Here is a 21272-nt window from a genome sequence, read left to right on the forward strand (position 1 = left end):
AGAGCAAATGGTCAGGTTTATTTTAATTTACTTACCCACAATATAGAAACGACGAGTACCGTAACTGCGAGCCATATATCTACACAAATATGTGCACGGATCTGTTCCATATCTTTAATAAGTCGTAGGTGGTATTGTCTTCAAGCCCGCCCTTAGGTTGGCTTTTCCATCATCGATCCCGTCTTTGGTAAGGCAAGTAATACTAAATATTCCAACCATAGTTCTTTATGGCTGTCATTAGTTACTTGTGTGGCAAGGTAATCACGTACCAGATCTTGTCCATAATTATAGGTGATAACATAAGAGCGATTACGTTCAATGAAACTCAGACGTTGTCTAGCTCGTTCTTCGTTAAATAATGAATACTTCATCAATAGCCCAATAGCCTGTTCCGCAGTTATTTCATTATCAATATAGCGTTGTGCGACCATATTATCTGCATAAGATAATTTATGTAACACTGTCTGAGTTTGATAATAGACTTCGGCTTTACTCTGATCTATTCCAGCAAGCGGAAATAAAGTATCACGTTCAAAGATAATTCTTTGCTGCCATGGAAATGCGACTTCGATGCCATAATTGGCACTGCCTTCAGCGAGTAAAGATGTTGGCCCATATAGATTATAAATAGAATACTCAACCCAACCGCGATCATTATACAGCTCTTTATCAAGTAACGAATTAAACAGGTGATGGCCTGGGTAACCTTCATGAGCAGCAAGATCAACCGCACGTTCAATATAGATTGGAATATCAGTATTTAGCTGGATCAAGCTGTAACTCTCGCCCTTATACCAATTGTAAGCAGTCCATACTTGGTCATGTACCAGTTCAACATCAAAATTTTCATTGGTCGGTAAATCTATATTTTGCAGCGTTCGCCGTCTGGCTTCATTAATGGCCGCATCAAATACTTCGCTGAGTTTATCTTTTGGAATAATGAATTCAGATCTGTATTCATTGAATCGTTGATTAAGTTCACCTTTTCCTGGCACCAAGGCATCTAACTCAATTAAAACCCGATCGAAATGTGCCTCGTCATACTCAGTCGGTACCACATCGTATAGGGCTTTACACTCTGATCGAAAATCGAGCTTAACACCGGCTAGTTTATCTATGTAAGCCAGAGAAGCACGTAAATGAACGGTCAAATAATCAAGCCTCGCCTGTTGGCCATTTATCTGAACGTCGTTCAACAACTCTGCAGCAGAGATTATAGTCAGGGCATTTTCTTTCAATTGAGCCAAGGTGATCTTTTGTGTGCTCGGTCGCCACTGCTCGGGCCCGTAATATGCGTCAACATAATATTCGCAATGCTGGCCAATGTTAAGCGACAGTTTAACGTAACTCTCTGCAATATGGTTTATTGTGTTCATCAAGTGTTATTCCTTATTCACTGCCTATCGGTTAGTAATTTTTTACTTAGCAACGATTAAAACGAACAATATCAGCATTGACTGTACTGCCTGTTAGCTGTTTCCCAAGCCTTTGTGGTGTTGGAATTTGTGAAAACCCGTGGGCGCGGTGACTATGCTATGCATCATACTATCACCCTGAAGCTAAGTATATTGTATACCAAATTACAATTTGATTGGTATAAAGATAATATTATCATTTTTAGTCGATTTCGAGACTGATGATCATTTCAATGGGAGTTTCAGTTATATATTTTTAGTTATTAAATGTTCTCTGTTCAAATTTAAAATAAACTTAAACATTCATATGAAATTAAAAATATATGACGGTTTTCAAAGTAAAGGTGCTTTGCAATTGAGTTAATTCTGAATTTTTTAAGCGTTATACGAGGAATATTACTGAATATAAAACTGGTGGACGATACTGGGCTTGAACTAGCGAAATACCGCAGGATGTAAAAGGTAGAGGTGCTTTGCAATTGAGTTAATTCTGAATTATTTAAGCGTTATACGAGGAATATTACTGAATATAAAATTGGTGGACGATACTGGGCTTGAACTAGCGAAATACCGCAGGATGTAAAAGGTAGAAGGTGCTTTGCAATTGAGTTAATTCTGAATTATTTAAGCGTTATACGAGGAATATTATTGAATATAAAATTGGTGGACGATACTGGGCTTGAACCAGTGACCCCCGCCTTGTAAGGGCGGTGCTCTCCCAACTGAGCTAATCGTCCATTTTAGTTTTAATTCTTTATGGTAAAGAATGTTTTCTATAACCACCTTTCTTGGAAAAAGTGGTGGACGATACTGGGCTTGAACCAGTGACCCCCGCCTTGTAAGGGCGGTGCTCTCCCAACTGAGCTAATCGTCCATTTTAGTTTTAATTCTTTATGGTAAAGAATGGTGGACGATACTGGGCTTGAACCAGTGACCCCCGCCTTGTAAGGGCGGTGCTCTCCCAACTGAGCTAATCGTCCATTTTAGTTTTAATTCTTTATGGTAAAGAATGTACTTTCTATTTTTAAATAAAAAGTGGTGGACGATACTGGGCTTGAACCAGTGACCCCCGCCTTGTAAGGGCGGTGCTCTCCCAACTGAGCTAATCGTCCATTTTAGTTTTAATTCTTTATGGTACAGAATGTTTTCTACAACCACCTTTTTGGTAAAAAGTGGTGGACGATACTGGGCTTGAACCAGTGACCCCCGCCTTGTAAGGGCGGTGCTCTCCCAACTGAGCTAATCGTCCATTTTAGTTTTACATCTTTATGGAAAGATGGTGGACGATACTGGGCTTGAACCAGTGACCCCCGCCTTGTAAGGGCGGTGCTCTCCCAACTGAGCTAATCGTCCATTTTAATTCTAACACTGCAACGTTTTAGGCTAAACCGTCTGCGTTTCAGTGGGGCGTATTATAGGGAGATAGAAAAAGCTGTCAACAGAAAATCGGTAAATATAGTGTTTTTTTTCAAAATATTAGCCGCTTGATTTATTTTCAGCCATAACGCTGGATTAGTGTGCATTAAAATCTACTTTTCGTAGTTTCGGCTAAGAAACTAAAATGTGTGTCCAAGCATCACCAAATACTTATGTATTTTTTTGACCGTAGGAAGTCTAACCTTACGACAAGACCAGCGGTTAGTGCCATGAATGATATTCCTCCATGGTATATCCACTCAATAACAATGTATCTCGATGTATAGTCGGTGAAACTCTGCCTCCCTCGACAAAAAATACCGCTTGATACCAATCAATATATAAAACGTTAACCAGCGTACATCTACAATAAGATTATAACCCAGGGTATCCTATACTCAGCTGTATAATATATAACAGCTTTATCATGAAAGCGTTTTACCAAAATCTTCGTAACCCATACATGTTAACTCAAAGAGTATCCAAGCCAAGTACAGAGTGCGATATATTGCGACCCCTCTTGGCTAGGATTAACTTAAGTTGGTATTGTAATATCAACTTGAGTTAAAATCGGTTTAACCTTAGCCTAATTAGTTTTTGCCATATGTGCTTCATCATATTTAGTTCGTAATGCTTGAGCCCATTTTCTGATCATACGTTTTGCATCTGCTCGATTAGAAACCCGTGTAGCCCACTGATAATGACTGTTATCACCGGCAACCGAGGCACTCAAAATTCGCGCTAATATTTCACCACTAACACCATCATAAAGCTCTAAAAATAAAGTTGCTTGTCCTGCATCACTGGCATAGGTTTTTACATTACCCGATGACTTAATATCCGGTGCCGCAACATCTAAATCAACAATAGCAGGTCTTATCACTAACGTATTTGAACTCACTTTATCGACAAGAGGGAATTTAGCATCCTTTCCAAATTCGTCCTTAAATACCTCATCAAACAATTCAGCAACATCCGCCTTAATACGTATTACATCGTTATCACGTATACGTGTCGATAATGATGTTTGATTTCGATTGAAATCTCGTTTCCAATTTTTCTTAAAAGCTACTGCACTCGGTAATATTTGTACTTTGTCGTATTCTGAAAAATCTACACCTTCTTTTTTATAAGCGACGGTAGATCGTGTTGATTTTTTTAACTCCATACCATCAGGCGAAACTTGAGGCGCACTTGTTGGATTAGTAGAAGTACAGCCAATAGCCAAAGATGCAACTAATGCGATAACACTGAGTTTTAGACCTTGTTGTTTATTCATTTTCATTCCCTTTTATTTTAAATGTAATGCGAAGACTACCTTACAACCGGATTAACACATGGGTAATATTAAATCAGTTTTCGCTTTAGTGTTTTTATAGCACTAGCACCAAAGAAATGGAGCTATCTTACTCGTCGAACATTTCCCTTTGGCTGATGACCACCTCGCGACATATTCCCCATTTGTCGGCCATGTAAATCACGATTCATCGTTTTGTGGTCAAATGAACGGTTATTCTGGCGCTGCATAGTACTTGGCTGATTATTCCTAGATGGCTGATTACGAGGCTGCTGATTAGCCCTAGCAGGCGAGTTAATGCCACCTTGTTTAGGTATTGTCTTCCAGTTTTTATTACTGCGGTTTTGCCATTGACCATTTTCATGACGAACCACTCCACCTTTTTTATCGGCATAAACATTATTAGCGCGTTTGGGTGACACTTTGGCGCTGTTTATTTTGCCCGTTGATGGTTTTTTTATGACATTGCGCTTTTTATTTATTCCTTGATTATATAAATTATTTTGTCGATTACCTTGTGCGATTTTTCCACCCGCTCTATTGGCAGGATTTGTTGCAATATTTTTTTGTGCCTGAGCACGATTGGCAATACTAACCGAGTTACCAATATTGACATTACCATTAATATTTATGTTAGTGCCGCCTCTATAACCACCGCCATAATACCTTCCGTAACAAGGTCTAGGATGATGGTGATAACCGCCGCCCCATACAACACCAACGCGAAAAAACGGACTGCCCCAACTTACGCCAACATTCCAACCTGTCCAGGGGTTATAGCCAACATGTAAACCCCACGTTGGTGGTCGAGGATAATACCAACCACCAACATAATAAGGCGGGTAATACCAACCTGTGCCATAAATAGGTACGCCATAATAAGGATAAGACCATAAATAACCCGGAGTATAACCAACATAGACAACTTCGGGGGTTGAATCATAAACAGTGACATAAGTGGTGTTATACATAGGTGAGCTAGGCGGGATTTTCGCTATAGCTTCTTTAGGGATGTTATCTGCAACTTGCCAAGGACCTTTAGGTGCACTGGCTACAAACCAGACACCATTATCAACCGCATAATACTTATCTGAAATCCTAAGTACTTGTGCTGAAGTGTTCGTTGCATATTCAACTTGGGTATTAACAATTTTCTCAAAAGTAGGTTCGCCATCATAGTGCACAGTCAGTTTTGCTTTACTACGTTTTATCGCTGCTGTTTGAGGAATTTGTGCATTTAAAACCGCTTGCTCCGCCTCATCTGTACCCGCGATAGAGGTTCTTAACCCGCCAATAGCAGATTCAGGGGGAATTTCTTTGAAACTTTGCGGTAATTTATCACCACGAACAAAAGCCCAAGGACCCTTTTCACTTTTACTGCTAAACCACCTGCCCGATAACAAAACGTACATATCGCCACTGCTCAGTTCACGCAGCCAAGGCGTTTCAGTATTTTCTACATAAAGTAATTTACCACCAACCAAACTAGTCCATTTTGCTTTACCCTCTGAAACCACTAATTCAGTAGGTTTGGTTGTAGCGATGATATTAGGTGCTGTTAGCACTTGCGGGGTATCACTTTGGCTCTCACCTTTTGGGATCAAAGCTTTAAGGTCTGTCGGAGGATTAGCTAAAATTGACCATGGTCCTAAGGCATTTGTCGCTTGGTACCATAAGTGACCACTGGTTAAATAAAATTTGTCTTGGTTCTGTTTCTTTATTACCGCTAATGGCGTATTTAATGCCCGCTGATAGTAGCTGTTTTCAATATCTCTAAAAACTGGCTCCCCATCAAAGCTCAGTAATACAGATAATGTATTTGAGAATACTATAGCTGGCGGGTCATTTTTTATATTGGCAAGACTTGCTTTCATTTGCTCCGCACTGGTCAAACTCGCCGTTAATTTAGATAAGGAAGCTGTAAATGATGAGTTGGCTAATTGCTTTTCGACAAATTGAGTAAATTTCTTTTCTCCCGTTTCGTCTGACTCTGGCCATCCCACTTTAGTCACTTTTAATTGGCTAATCGTTACGGTATTTTCACCACGGTCGGTGGCTATTTGTGCCGAAAACCAAAAAACACCAAATACTGGCGATGAACTCTCTTTTAATTCCAGTGCCATTGCCGCTCGACCTGTCAGTATATTACCTACGAGTTTTTCCGGTTGAGGTTGATAAATGACTATTGTGCCTTTGTCCCCCGTTAATTCTTGTGGCCAATCATCTGCAAAACTAGGTAAAGAAAGAAGTAGTAAAAAACATCCTATAAACCATGTTTTAACAAACTTATGTGTTTGAACATTAAAGCGAGTATTCATCATACAATCCTGTATTGTGCCAGTTAACGTAAAATAAGCGCTGTCTAATGTATAAAAAGCCCCAGTATGATAATATCGCTTGAAATTATGCCGCTGTAAATATAATTACATTAAAAGTTAAGTCGGTAACTACTTATATACACTAGGATTATCTATGAAAGCCCCTTTATATAACGACATTCTTGCCATTTGCCAAGAGATTGCTAACGCATCAAACACAGACAATGATGAATTGAGACTAGCCAGCTGTAAAAAATTACAAGTTCTGTGTGCTACAAACCAAGATTCATCGAAAGATCACCCGCTACAATGGGAAGCTCTTGCTGACTTTACCGAAGATGGTGAACAAGCAATGGACATTTATGAAGTTGCCTTAGCAACAGCAGAAAAATTAGCTTTACCAACGTTTACTGCATCTGCTTATTTAGCAATGGCACAACGCCAAGTGGAATTTGAAGAAAAAGAGCAAGCACTCATTTTTGCTAATAAAGCGAACGAAGCAGCACAAACGGTTGATAGCGAAGAACTACAAACTGAAATCACTGAACTTTTAGCACAATTATCACAAGACTAAAATCTGTTTATTATCGAGAAAGCCATGTCAGAAAGTTACTTAGTTATTGAATTAAACCACCAACCGGTTGAGTTATGTAAGCTATTAAAAATAGCAAATTTTGTCAGTGGTGGCGGTGAAGCAAAAGTCGTTATCAGTGAAGGCTATGTTTTACTGAATGGTGAAGTTGAATATCAAAAGCGTAAGAAAGTTTATCATGAGGATGTGGTCGAGTTTAATGGTGAAGTATTGCAGTTAATCATCAATGAAGAACTTGTTGAAGTAAAAGCAACGCCTGAGAATTTAGACGGTAATGTTAGTGAAGTTGCTGACGATGCTCCAAAGACGAAAACAGCACAGAAAAAGGCTAAGTCTAAAAAAAATGCCGCAAAAAAAGCTAAAAATGATTTTATAGCTCAGCCGCAAGAGATTGAAATAGTTAAAGTACCAAGAAAAAGAAAACCTATCTCGTTTTAGTAATTAAATGGTAATTAATATCACTTGTTGATTAATAAACGTTAATGAAAGCCATTTGGGCAATCATTAACGTTTAATCCTATATTTATAGGACTTTTTCCCAAAACATTGCTTTACCCGTTTTTTCATCTAATTCATAACCAGTAAAACCCAATTTTTTATAAGAATTTTGCGCTACTACATTGCCCTCTAAGACCTCAAGCGTTAATTTACAGTAGCCACGTTCTCGTGATATTTTCTCTACTTCAATAAATAATCTTTGACTTAAACCTAAACCACGAAACTCTTTTAATACACCACAATCATGGATGTTAAGTAAAGGTTTGCATTTAAAAGTAGAGAAACCTTCCACGCAGTTAAGTATGCCCGCGGGTTTTCCATCGACATAACAAAGTAAGGTTAAAAAATCATTTCTTTTTGCTAAAGCTGCAACTAAGTTTTGTTGAACATCGTCGGTTAGTGCTGTTCCACCACCCATAGGGTCAAGTGCGTAGGCATTTAACAACATCACTAAATCTTTTCCGTGTTGCTCATTATGGTAATCTGCTTGAATTAAAGTTATTTGCACGCCAGTTCCTTTTTACTTTTTGATAGAGCGCACTATACTATTTAAATGACTAAAATAAAATTGTTGTGCCAATACCAAGACCCCGATAGCACGGAGCAACAAGCCTTTTGCTGCCAAGGTGAAGCTAATAGTTCTGGCTTTTGTTTTTGGCATGATAAAAGCAGTGATAAATCCGGTTCAGAGATTAAAGCACGCTTAGAAAACTATGCCCAAAGCGGTGGAATGCTGAGAGGTATTATACTAACAAAAGCCCAACTCAAAGGCGTAGATCTTGTTAATCATCATAAAAAAATGGGTTATGACTTCTCCTATGCAGACTTTTATCATGCCAATCTCAACAGTGGTCACCTATTTAATATTAACCTAAAACATGCCAGTGTTATGAAAGCGGATTTACGAGATGCTAACCTTAACTGTGCTAATTTAGAAGACACCAATATGTTAGGGGTAAAGTGGACCGGCAGTAAATTTGAAAATGTAAAAATAGGTAAAAAAATTAAACAAGAGCATTCAGCTAAGTCAGCACTGAAAAATAAAGATCAACAAGGAAATATTGATTTTTTAGAACAAGCAGAAGAAATTTATCGAGATTTACGCAAACATGCTGAACACGAAGGAATCTTTACCCTGTCAGGCTACTTTATTCAAAAAGAGCTTACTATGCGTCGTTTACAATTACCGCGTTACAGTCTTAAACGTACCTTATCTAAAATGGTCGATATATTTTGTGGTTACGGCGAGGCACCATTACGTATCATAGGTCTATCTCTCGCGATTATTTTTATATGTGCCATTATTTATGCTTTTACTGGGCTAAGTTTCGGCGGTAATATTCAAGCTATCAGCGGGGACCTAACGTTAACTGAAAATACATCCTTGTTCTTTTCATCACTTTATTACTCGGTGGTGACCTTTACTACCCTAGGGTATGGGGATTTTACTCCCGTAGGTATATCTCGTGCTATTGCCGCGATAGAGGCTTTTACGGGTAGTTTTACTATCGCTCTCTTTGTGGTAGTTTTTGTAAAAAAAATGACCCGATAAAGACATAAAATATTACATTATTAGTTTTGATGTAACTAAGTCAGAAATATTACATATATTACTTTTTCATAAGCTAAGCCCCTGATAGAATACCGCCAATTATATTTATCCCTATTTTACGGAAACCTTTACAATGCGTACCAGTCAATATTTACTGTCTACTCTTAAAGAAACCCCTGCTAGCGCAGAAGTGATCAGCCATCAGCTAATGTTACGAGCTGGCCTTGTTCGTAACCTTGCTTCTGGTTTATATACTTGGTTACCAACCGGTTTACGCGTTTTGAAAAAAGTTGAAAACATTGTCCGTGAAGAAATGCAACGTGCTGGTGGTAATGAAGTATTAATGCCAATGGTACAACCGGCAGACTTATGGGAAGAATCTGGCAGACTAGCTGATTATGGTCCTGAGTTATTACGTATAAGCGATCGCCATAAGCGTCCTTTCGTTTTAGGACCAACACATGAAGAAGTAGTAACAAAATTAGTCGCTAATGAACTTAGCAGCTATAAGCAGTTACCTTTAAATGTTTTTCAAATTCAGACCAAATTTCGTGACGAAATTCGTCCTCGCTTTGGTGTGATGCGTGGCCGTGAATTCTTGATGAAAGATGCGTATTCATTTCATTTAGAAGACGAATGTTTAGAAAAAACCTATCAAATAATGTTTGATACTTACTGTCGTATCTTTGAACGCTTAGAATTGAACTTTAGACCTGTCATAGCTGATACTGGTTCTATTGGTGGTGAGAAATCACATGAGTTTCATGTACTTGCTGATTCAGGCGAAGATGACATAGCTTTTAGTGATGCCAGTGATTTTGCAGCCAACATTGAAAAAGCTGAAGCATTAGCACCTACAGGTGAACGCGGTGAGCCGACTCAAGAGTTAGCTACAGTAGAATTAAAACTTGAGAAATTAGTAAAAACCTTAGAAATAGATGTAAAGACTACTGTTAAAACACACTTAGTACTTGGCTCTGTTGCTGATGGTCAACCAACAAAAATCGTTGCACTAGTTGTTCGTGGCGATCATCAACTCAATGAAGTTAAAGTTGAGAACTTAGCTGGCATTGCTTCACCGTTAACATTCGCGACTGATGAACAAGTATCAGCTGTTACTAACTGCCATAGTACTTCGTTAGGACCTAAAGGTTTATCTATTGAAGTGATTGTAGATCATAGTGCTGCTCACTTAAGCGACTTTGTCTGTGGTGCTAACATAAATAACCACTCTTTCACTGGTGTTAACTGGGAACGAGATTGTGGTGAGATCAACATTCAAGATATCCGTAATGTTGTTGCTGGTGATCCAAGCCCATGTGGCCAAGGGTACATCGAAATAAAACGTGGTATCGAAGTTGGTCATATTTTCCAGTTAGGTCGTAAGTATGCCGAAGCGATGAACTGTTCTGTTCTAAATGAAGGTGGTAAAAACCAAACCTTAACCATGGGTTGTTACGGTATTGGTGTTTCTCGTATTGTTGCTGCAGCTATAGAGCAAAACCACGATGAAAACGGTATTAAATGGCCTAAAGCGATTGCACCATTTCAAGTGGCAATTGTACCAATGAATATGGCAAAATCGGCTCGCGTTAAAGAAACGGCTGACACCTTATATGACTCATTACTTCAAGCAGGTATTGAAGTATTGTTTGATGACAGAAAGGAACGTCCAGGTGTAATGTTTGCTGATCATGAGTTAATGGGCACACCATTATTACTAATCATTGGTGAACGTAATTTAGATGCCCAGCAGGTTGAACTTAAAAACCGTATTACCGGTGAAAAGTCATTAATTGCTATTGATGACGTAATGTCTTTATTCAACTAATCGAATTCAGTTGGCAACAGCGTTAATACTATAAAAGGAGCTTAGGCTCCTTTTTTGTTGTCCCACTTTTATGACTCTCAATCGCAAAAACAAACGTTACTGACGGCTTGGCTCAAAAGCATCATAGTGAGGTAAATTAGCATCGAGATCTTCCCAGTTTGCTTTAGAGCTAACAAAGTTATGTGAAATGGGTCTTTCGGTTATGTCGCTATCAAAAATACCTAAGCGTATTCTTAAACGCGTTGGATCATCTTCATTAGCGCTATAAACGGGTGAGCCACATTTACGGCAAAAATGTCGACTACGTCCTGGCTTAAACGAAAACGAACTTAAACTTGTTTTTCCTGACGTTATTTCAAAATCTGCCGTATTAATGAAACCGTTAGTGGCAAATGCAGTACCACTATTTTTTCGACATAAAGAACAATGACAGTGAATGATTTCACTAATATTTCCATTCACTTTAATGTGAACTTCACCACATAAACATTTACCAAGATACATACCAATGTCTTCCCTTTATTAAGCTTACCCACATATTGTATTAGGGCTTATTTCTACGTAAATAATTTAACACTCTTTTAATGTATTAGGCAGTTGAATCTTGTTAAGCATAAACTCATTATTTCGATATGCCTTTTCTAGAGAAAAACAAAAAATTTATCATTAAAAAAAGCTAAAATAAGGCTTTCAAAACAGCGTATTATTGGCAACAATGACATGTTCACTTTTCTCTCTATTTAACTTAAGAAGTTGCCCACTCATGAAAGCTATTACCAAGTCATCTAAATTAAACAATGTTTGTTACGATATTAGAGGTCAAATAGCGGATGAAGCCAAGCGCCTTGAAGATGAAGGTCATAAAATACTTAAGTTGAATATTGGTAACCCTGCCCCTTTCGGCTTTGCAGCCCCTGATGATATTTTAAAAGATGTTATCCATAACTTACCTAGTTCACAGGGGTACTCTGAATCCCAGGGCATTTATTCAGCCAGAGTTGCTGTAATGCAATATTTCCAACAGCAAGGCATTAAAGATGTCATGGTTGATGATATTTTTATTGGTAACGGTGTTAGTGAGTTGATTGTTATGGCCATGCAAGCATTGCTTGATAATGGCGATGAAGTATTAATTCCTTCTCCAGATTATCCGTTATGGACTGCTGCGGTAGCGTTATCAGGTGGTAAACCTGTACACTATCGCTGTGATGATGAAAATCAATGGTTTCCAGACTTAGTGGATATGGAAAGTAAAATTACAAAAAAAACCAAAGCGATTGTATTAATTAATCCTAACAATCCAACTGGTGCGGTTTATTCAGAAGAAATATTGCAGGGTATAATTGCTCTGGCAAGAAAGCATGGGCTAATAATTTATAGCGATGAGATCTACGATAAGATTCTATATGATGAAGCTAAGCATGTCCCAACGGCAAAATTAGCGACAGACGTGTTTATCATTACACTGGGTGGATTATCAAAGAATTATCGCATTGCTGGATTTAGATCGGGTTGGATGGTTATTTCTGGCCCTAAGCTACACGCAGAAGATTATATTAAAGGTATTACTTTATTATCATCGATGAGAATGTGTGCGAATGTGCCTAGCCAACACGCTATACAAACTGCTTTAGGCGGTTACCAAAGTATTAACGAATTAATTCGTGATGACGGTCGTTTGATAAAGCAACGTAATATTGCTTACGAAATGATTAATGATATCGATGGTTTATCATGTAATCCTGCCATGGGCGCTTTATATCTATTTGTTAAAGTAGATAATAAAAAATTCAACATCACCGACGATGAACGTATGATTTTGGACTTACTAAAACAAGAGAAAATACTATTGGTTCATGGTCGAGCGTTTAATATTAAAGAAAATAACTATTTTAGATTAGTATTTTTACCGCATGTCGATGAATTGATACCCGCTCTTGAAAAACTAAAAAGTTTTTTCGCTACTTATAAACAAGTTGATGTTAATTAAGAAACTTAAATACTAACGGTTAGTTTCTGATTTTATCTTTTTGCTATAAACAACAATAAGCAGCAATAAATCAAGGCTATGATTACAGAGAAGCGTTAATCCCTTCTCTGTAATCATAGCCGCTGTGTATTTTAAATCTCTCGATTAGATTAATCATAAAAATCCTGAGTTTGATCAGGTTGAACAATGCTTAGCAATTAAATAATTAATGTTCTGCCTCGATATAATCAGGGTATTTTACTCTGATCGCTAAAAATTCATCAAAGTTATCAACAATAAGATGAACCATTTTAGCCTCAAATTTCTTATCGATTTCAGATAACAAAAAATCCTTAATCTTTTCAGCTTGCCAAGGCTCTTTATAACAGCGCTTTGAACCCAAAGCATCAAAAACATCGGCTACTGCCATGATCCGTGCTTCAATAGGTATTTGTTCCCCTTTTAATCCTTCTGGGTAACCCGTGCCATCCCAATTCTCATGATGGTAATTAGCAAGCCTAGCAGCAAGCTGAGAAATACTGACGGTAGATTTTTCTAAAATATCAGCACCTATTTGTGCATGAGATTGCATAACTTTCCAGTCTTCACCTGCTAATTTTCCAGGATTATGTAAAATATGCTCTGGAATAGCTATCTTGCCTAAATCATGTAATGGTGCCGCTAATCGTATCGCTTCAACAAAGCCTTCATCTAAGCCTAGTTTTTTTGCTAGCATCTCGCAAATAATGGCAACACGACGTACATGAGCACCTGTTTCTTTACTACGTGCTTCAACGGCTTCCCCAACAATGAATAACAACTCTTTTTGAGTTTTTTCTATTTCTTGTTGTTTGGTGAAACTTTCAAGAATCAGCGCTACATTAGTGGCAAATAACTCAGCCAAATTAGCTTTAAAGTGCTCATTATCATCTTCAAACTCAATATATAATACCGATGCAGCATTGTTCGAACCACGGTAGAAACCGACAAAACAACTCTCATCACGATAATGGTTTTGATCAATAAATACTTGTTGGATACGTATTTTAACTTGCTCACTAATATCTGATGTTTCTAATGAATCTGACTCACAGACATATTTACCCGTACAAGCAATGATTGAACTGGTAGAGTTATGTGCGAAATCGGTTTGGGTTCTGGCGATATAAAGTGCAGAGCTTTCAACGTTCATTAACGCCAGTAAATGATTGAGTGCTGCTGAACCAAAGCTCTTTAACTGGTTGATTTTTAATAAATCGTGAGTCGCTTCAATAAGCTTTTTAAAAGCGTCAAGACTGCGCTGAATGGTCATGATATCGCGGTATGCACGTATACTTGCATAGACAGTGGTGATCATTTTATTGGCGGTAAAGTCAGTTTTTTCTTTGTAGTCATTAATATCAAACTCTTTAATGACTTTCGCTTCAGGGGCAGAGCCCGCTTGCCCTGTTCGTAAGACTAAACGAATTGATTGATTCTTTTTCTCTTTTCTAATCCACTCCACAAGCTCTAATCCTGCATGGTCAGTTTCCATAACAACATCAACAAATGCCATGCAAAAAGTATCATCCGTTAGCAGAATTTCTTTCGCCTCTTTACTTGAATAAGCAGAAACTATGTCCAGTTTTCTGTGTTCTATTTCAGCATCTGCAAGTACTAGCTTAGTTACTTGATGTACAGACTCATCGTCATCTATGACCAAAATACGCCAATACTTATCAGCTTTATTTGATGTATCATCAATTTCGTCTTCGACTTCGTCTTGAAAAATAAAGTTACTCATTGATGTCTATTTTGTTATTTAAACCATAATATTAGTGTAATTCAGAAATGCTAAATTACTAGGACGATTACAAAATAGTCTATTGAAACTTGTCAGTGTAAATTAGTTACCTTTGGAGCAAAAAAAACGGCATAAGCCGCTTAATTAAATGAAGATAGTAAGACTGTAACTATTGAAACATATCTACTACTTTTATTACTACTTTGTTTATCACGGCTAAAGGATCTTCACTATTTTCAGACGTTATACGTTTAGTCGCCCAGCCATGCCATACGGGTTGGTGAGTTTTAACATCATAAATATCAATAGCTAACTTACCTTCAGTATATTGTCTAACGCTAGTTTCTGTGCCCATAGACATAGAACCATAGTAGCCTCGACCACCATAATAACCGCGTCCCCAGCCGAAACCAGAGTTATATGTAGCTGGGTAGCTGTTCACTTTAATTTTATCGCGACTACCTACCGTATAAGAAATAGTAAAATCTGCATCTTCAGCATTCTCAACTAATTGATAGCCTTTAGCGATAAAAGCTTGCTCAATGCTGGTATCAACGCGTTCTTTCATTACAGGATTAATATCAACAGGTGCGGCCATTATTTTTGCGTTGGTTAGCCAGGCAAAGGTTTTATAATGAACCGTTTCAATCTCAGTATTTCTGTCAAAATCTACTTTAGCTGAATGTGTCGCACAACCTGCGGTAAAAGCAATTAAGGTGCTAATTATTAATAATTTAATTGGGGTCATATTTATTCCATTTATTGTAGTAAGACCAATATTTTAAGTCTTGCGGTCGGCGGTATAATACTCCAGTTAATATAAATCATAATGTTTCACTAATACAGGTAAAACAGTGTTTAAAATTGTTTTCAGCTGTAATAAAAATGAATGTTCATCTAAACAATGTAGTGGTCAATACTTTTGACTAAAAATAAAACATGCTTTTTTAACTGTTTTGTATTTATTGGTTGACACAAGCAGTGAAAGTCTTTAAAAATAGACTTAATTATAATATTTAAGTTTTTGTTAATTGTATGAGTTTTAAAACAACTGTCCTCAATGTCGTCCTCTTAGTCGTAGTGGTGCTTTCACCACTAGCGGGGATTACTTGTGCTTAACAAAAACGATTAAGCAATAATATCAAGAAACCCTCGCTCTTTTTAAGACCGAGGGTTTTTTATTATCTCAATATTTATTTAAAACACTAAATTTACATAGAATCAAGGTGATGGCATGACAACAGAGCTTTTTACTGGTGCAGAAATGGTAGTTAAATCACTATCAGCACTTAAGGTTAAATACATTTTCGGTTACCCTGGCGGATCCGTTTTAGATATTTATGACGCTATATTTCAACAAGATGAAATAGAACATATTTTAGTACGTCATGAGCAAGCAGCAACGCATATGGCCGATGGATATGCTAGAGCAACTGGAGAAGTTGGTGTCGTATTAGCGACTTCTGGCCCTGGCGCAACTAACTGTGTAACAGGTATAGCGACGGCTTATATGGATTCAATTCCTATGGTAGTGCTGGCAGGTCAAGTAGCCACGTCACTTATCGGTAATGATGCTTTTCAAGAGACTGATATCGTCGGCTGTACTCGTCCTATCATCAAGCACAGTTTTAGCTGTCGAAGCTTAGCTGATATTCCTGATGCTATCTCTAAGGCCTTTTATATTGCAAGTACCGGTAGACCTGGCCCTGTTGTGATAGAGCTACCTAAAGATATCTTGATCCCACAAAATAAAGGACCATTTAGTATCGAAACTGATATTAAAATACGGTCTTACAATCCCAATATTAACGGCCACCCTAAGCAAATAAAAAAAGCAGCACAAGCTATTGCTAACGCCAAAAAGTTGGTCATTTATTCTGGTGGCGGTATTGTGTTATCTGATGCTTCCGAATTACTCACCACCTTAGTTGAAACATTAAAGGCACCCATTACCAATACGTTAATGGGCCTTGGTGGTATTTCAGGAACCCACGAACAGTTTATTGGTATGCTGGGCATGCACGGTAGTTTAGAAGCAAATAAGAGCATGGCTAATGCTGATGTTATTTTAGCTTTAGGTGCTCGTTTTGATGACAGGGTGACTAATAATGTCGAGAAATTTTGCCCTAATGCCACTATTATTCATGTTGATATTGATCCTACGTCAATATCAAAAACGATTAATGCACACATTCCCGTTGTTGGTTTAGTTGATGTGGTTATGCAGCAGTTATTAGATGAGTTAAATGACATTAACTTTGCTCCTGACGAAGCGGCACTAACTCAATGGTGGCAGCAAATAAACTTATGGCGCAGTGTAAAAAGCATGAGCTATGAGCAAATTGAGAATGAAAAAATAAAACCTCAGCGTGTTGTTGAAGCTTTATATAAAATAACGAAAGGTGATGCATACGTTTGCTCTGATGTTGGCCAACATCAGATGTTTGCCGCCCAACATTATCCTTTTGATAAACCGCGTCGGTGGATAAATTCCGGTGGCGCCGGCACTATGGGCTTTGGCTTACCCGCTGCAATGGGTGTTAAGTTAGCTTTTCCAGACAAACATGTTATTTGTATAACCGGCGATGGCTCTATTCAAATGAACATTCAAGAGCTTTCTACTTGTTCACAATATAAATTACCCGTTGTTATCGTCACCTTAAATAATCGCTCCCTTGGTATGGTACGACAATGGCAAGATATGGTTTATGGTGGTCGCCATTCCTCTTCATATATGGAATCCTTACCTGACTTTGTTAAAGTCGCTGAGGCTTACGGTCATGTCGGCATTAAGATTGATCACTTAGATGAGTTAGAAGATAAACTGACACAAGCTTTTAATATCAAAGACCGCTTAGTTTTTGTCGACGTTATGGTTGATGAAAAAGAACATGTTTACCCTATGCAGATACGTACGGGTGCAATTGATGAAATGTGGCTGAAAAAAGGAGTTAAGGCATAATGCGTAGAATTTTAGCTACGTTAGTTATGCTGACGGAAAATGAAACAAGTTCATTTACACACGTTTTGAACGACTCCTTATTTACTAAAAAAGACCAGCAAAGCATTGGAGAAAGCCATAATGCGTAGAATTTTAGCTATGTTAGTTATGCTGACGGAAAATGAAGCAAGTTCATTTTCACACGTTTTGAACGACTCATTATTTACTAAAGAAGACCAGCACAGCATTGGAGAAAGCCATAATGCGTAGAATTTTAGCTATATTGATGGAAAATGAACCTGGCTCATTATCACGAATCGTTGGATTATTCTCTCAACGTGCTTTTAATATTGAAAGCTTAACGGTTGCGCCAACAGATGATAATAGTTTGTCTCGTATGACCATTGCCACTAAAGGTGACGACAAGGTTTTAGAGCAAATTGTTAAACAAGTAAATAAGCTTATTGACGTGATTAAAATTATCGATATCACCGACAGACAGCATATTGAACGTGAACTATTATTAGTAAAAGTAGCAGCTATGACAGATAAATCCCGAACTGAAGTAAAACGCATAACGGATATATTTCGCGGTAATATTATCGATATTGGCAAGCAAGTTTATACGGTTCAACTCACCGGTAATGCTGAAAAGCTTAATGCCTTTATTAGTGCTCTACAGCATGAGACTGAAATTATTGAATCTGCCCGTTCAGGTTGTGTCGGTATGGCTCGTGGTGATAAAGCATTGAGAATTTAATCAATAAGGTGAAGTCGAAACGCTGATTTTGTTACAGAATATTGGTTACAGGAAAAAGAGGCTTTATGCCTCTTTTTTATTGCTGTATTTACTTTAGAGTAAGTTACATCGCCTATATTAGCGCACTAAACAAGATATAAATAATAATCATATAGGAAAGCTAAATAATAAACGAAAGGCACTGAAGTTTTTACTATAGCGGTAACTTAGCCCTAACCTTTCAATTCCAGCCCAAGAATAACCAATAGTTTCAGTAAAGTGCAAAGTAAAGCCAAACTCGACACTGTTAGTCAATGTCACATTTTCCTCTTCATCAAAACTTTGAATACTTGGGGTTAAAAAATCTACTTCGCTAAAGTACCAAAATGCCATCGCAAAAACCCTTGGTTGAAATTGATAACCAAACATTTGATATTGTAATGGTAGCCCCACATCTATACCCGTTTGTATCGCAGCATAGGAATCTTTCGCGTCATAACCATTACCGTCATAACGTGCATAGTAAATTCTATTAGCCCATATAGCATCATAATTTTTTATATCAAAATTATAAAGTGCTGATATGCCTGAAGAGTGGATGTTAACGCCCTTCTTAGTCGTTAAATTTCGACCATAACCAATATCAATATAACTTTCTACATGCCAATTTTTGTTGTATTGATAGTTAAAAGCAAGCCCTGGAGTAAAGGTCACCGTACCCACTTCATCAGGAAAATCAAAGTTAGGTAAATCGGCTAAACCAAAATCAAAGAATCCGACAGAAATAGGTAAACGTAAACCGTAACTTGTTTTATCTTTCTGTCCTATTTCGTATGAGAAAGGCAAACTGATCAAACTAGCATGTTGCCCTGTGGTTTTATAAATACCACTACCCAGGTAATTAGCATAAGCATAATGTACCGGTTCTATTTCTGCTGCTTTTACAGGAGTAACAGTAAGACTCAACAGCATAAAAAAGCTCACTATTATAGCTAACGGTTTCTTCACTCAATATGCTCGAACTAATGGTATGTAATTTATCTGTCACAATAGCAGATTTAGCAAAAAAAAAGCCAGTGGTGAGTTTAAATAACTCATCACTGACTTTTTTAATAAATTACTGTAAATACTACAAATAAATTTACTGTGTTTTTACTAATTTATATTACTGACTAATTTTAGCCCAGGTATCTCGTAAGCCAACCGTACGGTTGAAAATTAAAGCACCTGGCTCTTTAATATCATTATCTAAACAGAAATAGCCTTGGCGTTCAAACTGATATGCACATTCAGGTTTTGCCTCTGCTAATGACGGTTCAACTTTAGCTCCGCTAATCGTCACTAAAGACTCAGGATTAATAACTGAATTAAAATCGTCTTCTGCTGCCGGGTTAGGCACGGTAAATAATCGGTCGTATAAACGTATTGTCGCATCAAGTGATTTAGTTGCATCAACCCAATGAATTACACCTTTAGGTTTAGTGCCATCCGTTGGGTTTTTACCTAAAGTATCTTCATTGTAAGTACAGTAAACCGTTGTGACATTACCTTCTGCATCTTTATCGCAACGTGTTGCAGTAACCACGTAGGCACCACGTAAACGTACTGCTTTATCGATGACCAAACGTTTATACTTCTTGTTGGCTTCTTCTCTAAAATCTTCCGCTTCAATATAAAGCGTTTTAGAAAATGGCACAATACGTGTCCCTTGCTCGTCATCACTCGGGTGATTCTTAACAACAAGATCTTCACTTTTGTCTTCAGGGTAATTTTCAATCACTAATTTAATCGGATCTAAAACAGCCATTGCTCGGGGCGCATTATCATTTAAATCTTCACGGATACACGCTTCTAAAACACTCATCTCAATAGTGTTTTCCATTTTAGTTACACCAATTCGCTTGGCAAACTCTCGCATTGACGCAGGTGTATAACCTCGACGACGAAAAGCGGCAATCGTTGGCATACGTGGATCATCCCAGCTATCAACTAACTTTTCTTCTACCAAAGTATTTAGCTTACGCTTACTCATCAAGGTGTATTCAAGGTTTAGGCGAGAAAACTCATACTGATGTGGCGTACTTGGTACTGAAACGTTTTCAATTACCCAATCGTATAAACGGCGGTTATCTTGAAATTCTAACGTACAAAGAGAATGAGTAATGCCTTCTATTGCATCAGATAAACAATGGGTAAAGTCATACATTGGATAAATGCACCACTTATCACCCGTTTGGTGATGATGAGCAAAACGTACGCGATAAATAATAGGATCACGCAAGCACATAAAGCTTGAAGTCATATCAATTTTCGCGCGCAAAGAACAAATACCTTCTTCAAACTCACCATTTTTCATTTTGGCAAATAAGGCTAAATTTTCTTCTACAGAGGTATCGCGATAAGGGCTATTTTTACCTGGTTTATTCAAAGTACCACGATATTCACGTGTTTCATCGCCATTTAAGAAACAAACATACGCCAAACCTTTTTCGATAAGTTCTACCGCAAAACCATGTAACTGATCAAAGTAATTAGAAGAGTAGTTAATCTCTCCTGCCCACTCAAAACCTAACCACTTTACATCTTTTTGAATAGCATGAACGTAATCGATATCTTCTTTTTCAGGGTTAGTATCATCAAAACGTAGATTACATAAACCGTTATAATCTTGGGCAATACCAAAGCTCAAACAAATAGCTTTAGCATGACCTATATGTAAAAAACCATTAGGCTCTGGAGGGAAACGTGTTTGCACACTGGTGTGCTTACCGCTAGCCAAATCTGCATCAATGATATTACGAATAAAGTTTGTTGGGCGGTTTTCGGTATCCGACATGAAAATAAACCTCTGAAAATAACCTAATACACTCGGATTAATTTATTAGTCCGATGGGTATAAAGCTGGATATAAAGTACGTTTA

At 37.7% G+C, this 21272-nt stretch carries 18 protein-coding genes and 6 tRNA genes; 9 read left to right on the top strand and 15 right to left on the bottom strand.

The genetic code is table 11. The features are described from left to right. Positions 1-152 precede the first annotated feature (152 nt). From CXF85_RS15875 to CXF85_RS15915, 9 genes are all read right to left on the bottom strand, one after another. Positions 153-1376, bottom strand: coding sequence for a hypothetical protein (locus CXF85_RS15875; RefSeq protein WP_101229633.1), 1224 nt, complete (start codon positions 1374-1376; stop codon positions 153-155). Positions 1377-2076: 700 nt separating this feature from the next. Next, positions 2077-2152, bottom strand: a tRNA-Val gene (locus tag CXF85_RS15880). Positions 2153-2213: 61 nt separating this feature from the next. Next, positions 2214-2289 (bottom strand) — tRNA-Val (locus CXF85_RS15885). Positions 2290-2319: 30 nt separating this feature from the next. After that, positions 2320-2395: transfer RNA gene (locus CXF85_RS15890), tRNA-Val, on the bottom strand. Between the two features lie 56 nt (positions 2396-2451). Beyond that, positions 2452-2527 (bottom strand) — tRNA-Val (locus CXF85_RS15895). Between the two features lie 61 nt (positions 2528-2588). Continuing rightward, positions 2589-2664: transfer RNA gene (locus CXF85_RS15900), tRNA-Val, on the bottom strand. A gap of 28 nt (positions 2665-2692) precedes the next feature. Next, positions 2693-2768, bottom strand: a tRNA-Val gene (locus tag CXF85_RS15905). A 649-nt stretch (positions 2769-3417) separates the two neighbouring features. Continuing rightward, entirely contained in the window at positions 3418-4110 is a 693-nt protein-coding gene (locus tag CXF85_RS15910) for a DUF3313 family protein (protein ID WP_101229634.1), read from the bottom strand. A 122-nt stretch (positions 4111-4232) separates the two neighbouring features. Then, on the bottom strand, positions 4233-6446 hold the full coding sequence (locus CXF85_RS15915; protein WP_101229635.1) for a carbohydrate-binding family V/XII: 2214 nt from the start codon (positions 6444-6446) through the stop codon (positions 4233-4235). Positions 6447-6600: 154 nt separating this feature from the next. Here CXF85_RS15915 and CXF85_RS15920 point away from each other — a divergent pair, with 154 nt between their 5' ends. Continuing rightward, a complete protein-coding gene (locus tag CXF85_RS15920; RefSeq protein ID WP_101229636.1) occupies positions 6601-7020 on the top strand; it encodes a hypothetical protein in 420 nt (139 codons plus the stop codon). A gap of 24 nt (positions 7021-7044) precedes the next feature. Next, a complete protein-coding gene (locus CXF85_RS15925) occupies positions 7045-7476 on the top strand; it encodes an RNA-binding S4 domain-containing protein (RefSeq protein WP_101229637.1) in 432 nt (143 codons plus the stop codon). Between the two features lie 85 nt (positions 7477-7561). On the opposite strand, the gene CXF85_RS15930 is transcribed toward CXF85_RS15925, so the two are convergent. Next, a complete protein-coding gene (locus CXF85_RS15930; protein WP_101229638.1) occupies positions 7562-8044 on the bottom strand; it encodes a GNAT family N-acetyltransferase in 483 nt (160 codons plus the stop codon). A gap of 45 nt (positions 8045-8089) precedes the next feature. Between CXF85_RS15930 and CXF85_RS15935 the strand changes: the two genes are divergently transcribed. Both CXF85_RS15935 and CXF85_RS15940 read left to right on the top strand, forming a co-directional pair. After that, positions 8090-9088 carry an ion channel gene (locus CXF85_RS15935; RefSeq protein WP_101229639.1) on the top strand — a complete coding sequence of 333 codons (999 nt, stop codon included), beginning with the start codon at positions 8090-8092 and terminating at the stop codon, positions 9086-9088. A gap of 133 nt (positions 9089-9221) precedes the next feature. After that, on the top strand, positions 9222-10919 hold the full coding sequence (locus CXF85_RS15940) for a proline--tRNA ligase (protein ID WP_101229640.1): 1698 nt from the start codon (positions 9222-9224) through the stop codon (positions 10917-10919). 96 nt (positions 10920-11015) lie between these two features. Here the strand turns inward: CXF85_RS15940 and CXF85_RS15945 are convergent, their stop codons facing one another. Continuing rightward, positions 11016-11423 (bottom strand): GFA family protein, encoded by a 408-nt coding sequence (locus CXF85_RS15945; protein WP_101229641.1) that lies wholly within the window; start codon positions 11421-11423, stop codon positions 11016-11018. 259 nt (positions 11424-11682) lie between these two features. Here CXF85_RS15945 and CXF85_RS15950 point away from each other — a divergent pair, with 259 nt between their 5' ends. After that, positions 11683-12909, top strand: a complete 1227-nt coding sequence (locus CXF85_RS15950; protein ID WP_101229642.1) for a pyridoxal phosphate-dependent aminotransferase — start codon at positions 11683-11685, stop codon at positions 12907-12909. A 205-nt stretch (positions 12910-13114) separates the two neighbouring features. Here CXF85_RS15950 and CXF85_RS15955 read toward each other — a convergent pair whose 3' ends face one another. Both CXF85_RS15955 and CXF85_RS15960 read right to left on the bottom strand, forming a co-directional pair. Next, a complete protein-coding gene (locus tag CXF85_RS15955) occupies positions 13115-14671 on the bottom strand; it encodes an HD domain-containing phosphohydrolase (protein ID WP_101229643.1) in 1557 nt (518 codons plus the stop codon). 169 nt (positions 14672-14840) lie between these two features. After that, positions 14841-15419 (bottom strand): DUF4136 domain-containing protein, encoded by a 579-nt coding sequence (locus CXF85_RS15960; RefSeq protein WP_101229644.1) that lies wholly within the window; start codon positions 15417-15419, stop codon positions 14841-14843. 486 nt (positions 15420-15905) lie between these two features. Between CXF85_RS15960 and CXF85_RS15965 the strand changes: the two genes are divergently transcribed. Genes CXF85_RS15965 through ilvN form a run of 4 tightly spaced genes read left to right on the top strand, consistent with a single transcriptional unit; the run spans position 15906 to position 18372 of the window. Next, the gene (locus CXF85_RS15965) at positions 15906-17633 is read left to right on the top strand and encodes an acetolactate synthase 3 large subunit (protein ID WP_101229645.1); all 1728 of its coding nucleotides are present in this window, start codon (positions 15906-15908) and stop codon (positions 17631-17633) included. Next, a complete protein-coding gene (locus CXF85_RS23330; RefSeq protein ID WP_269801192.1) occupies positions 17633-17761 on the top strand; it encodes a hypothetical protein in 129 nt (42 codons plus the stop codon). Before CXF85_RS15965 ends, CXF85_RS23330 begins: the two co-directional genes overlap by 1 nt. Continuing rightward, entirely contained in the window at positions 17754-17882 is a 129-nt protein-coding gene (locus tag CXF85_RS23335) for a hypothetical protein (RefSeq protein WP_269801193.1), read from the top strand. Before CXF85_RS23330 ends, CXF85_RS23335 begins: the two co-directional genes overlap by 8 nt. Next, positions 17875-18372 (top strand): acetolactate synthase small subunit, encoded by a 498-nt coding sequence (gene ilvN / locus CXF85_RS15970; protein ID WP_101229646.1) that lies wholly within the window; start codon positions 17875-17877, stop codon positions 18370-18372. Before CXF85_RS23335 ends, ilvN begins: the two co-directional genes overlap by 8 nt. A gap of 147 nt (positions 18373-18519) precedes the next feature. Here ilvN and CXF85_RS15975 read toward each other — a convergent pair whose 3' ends face one another. After that, complete coding sequence (locus CXF85_RS15975) at positions 18520-19323, bottom strand: hypothetical protein (protein WP_101229647.1); 804 nt, start codon at positions 19321-19323, stop codon at positions 18520-18522. Positions 19324-19516: 193 nt separating this feature from the next. Further along, positions 19517-21187: a glutamine--tRNA ligase gene (gene glnS / locus CXF85_RS15980; protein WP_101229648.1), complete on the bottom strand. Its 1671-nt coding sequence runs from the start codon at positions 21185-21187 to the stop codon at positions 19517-19519. Positions 21188-21272: the final 85 nt, after the last annotated feature.

This window comes from Colwellia sp. 75C3 (assembly GCF_002836255.1).
Classification (GTDB): domain Bacteria; phylum Pseudomonadota; class Gammaproteobacteria; order Enterobacterales; family Alteromonadaceae; genus Colwellia.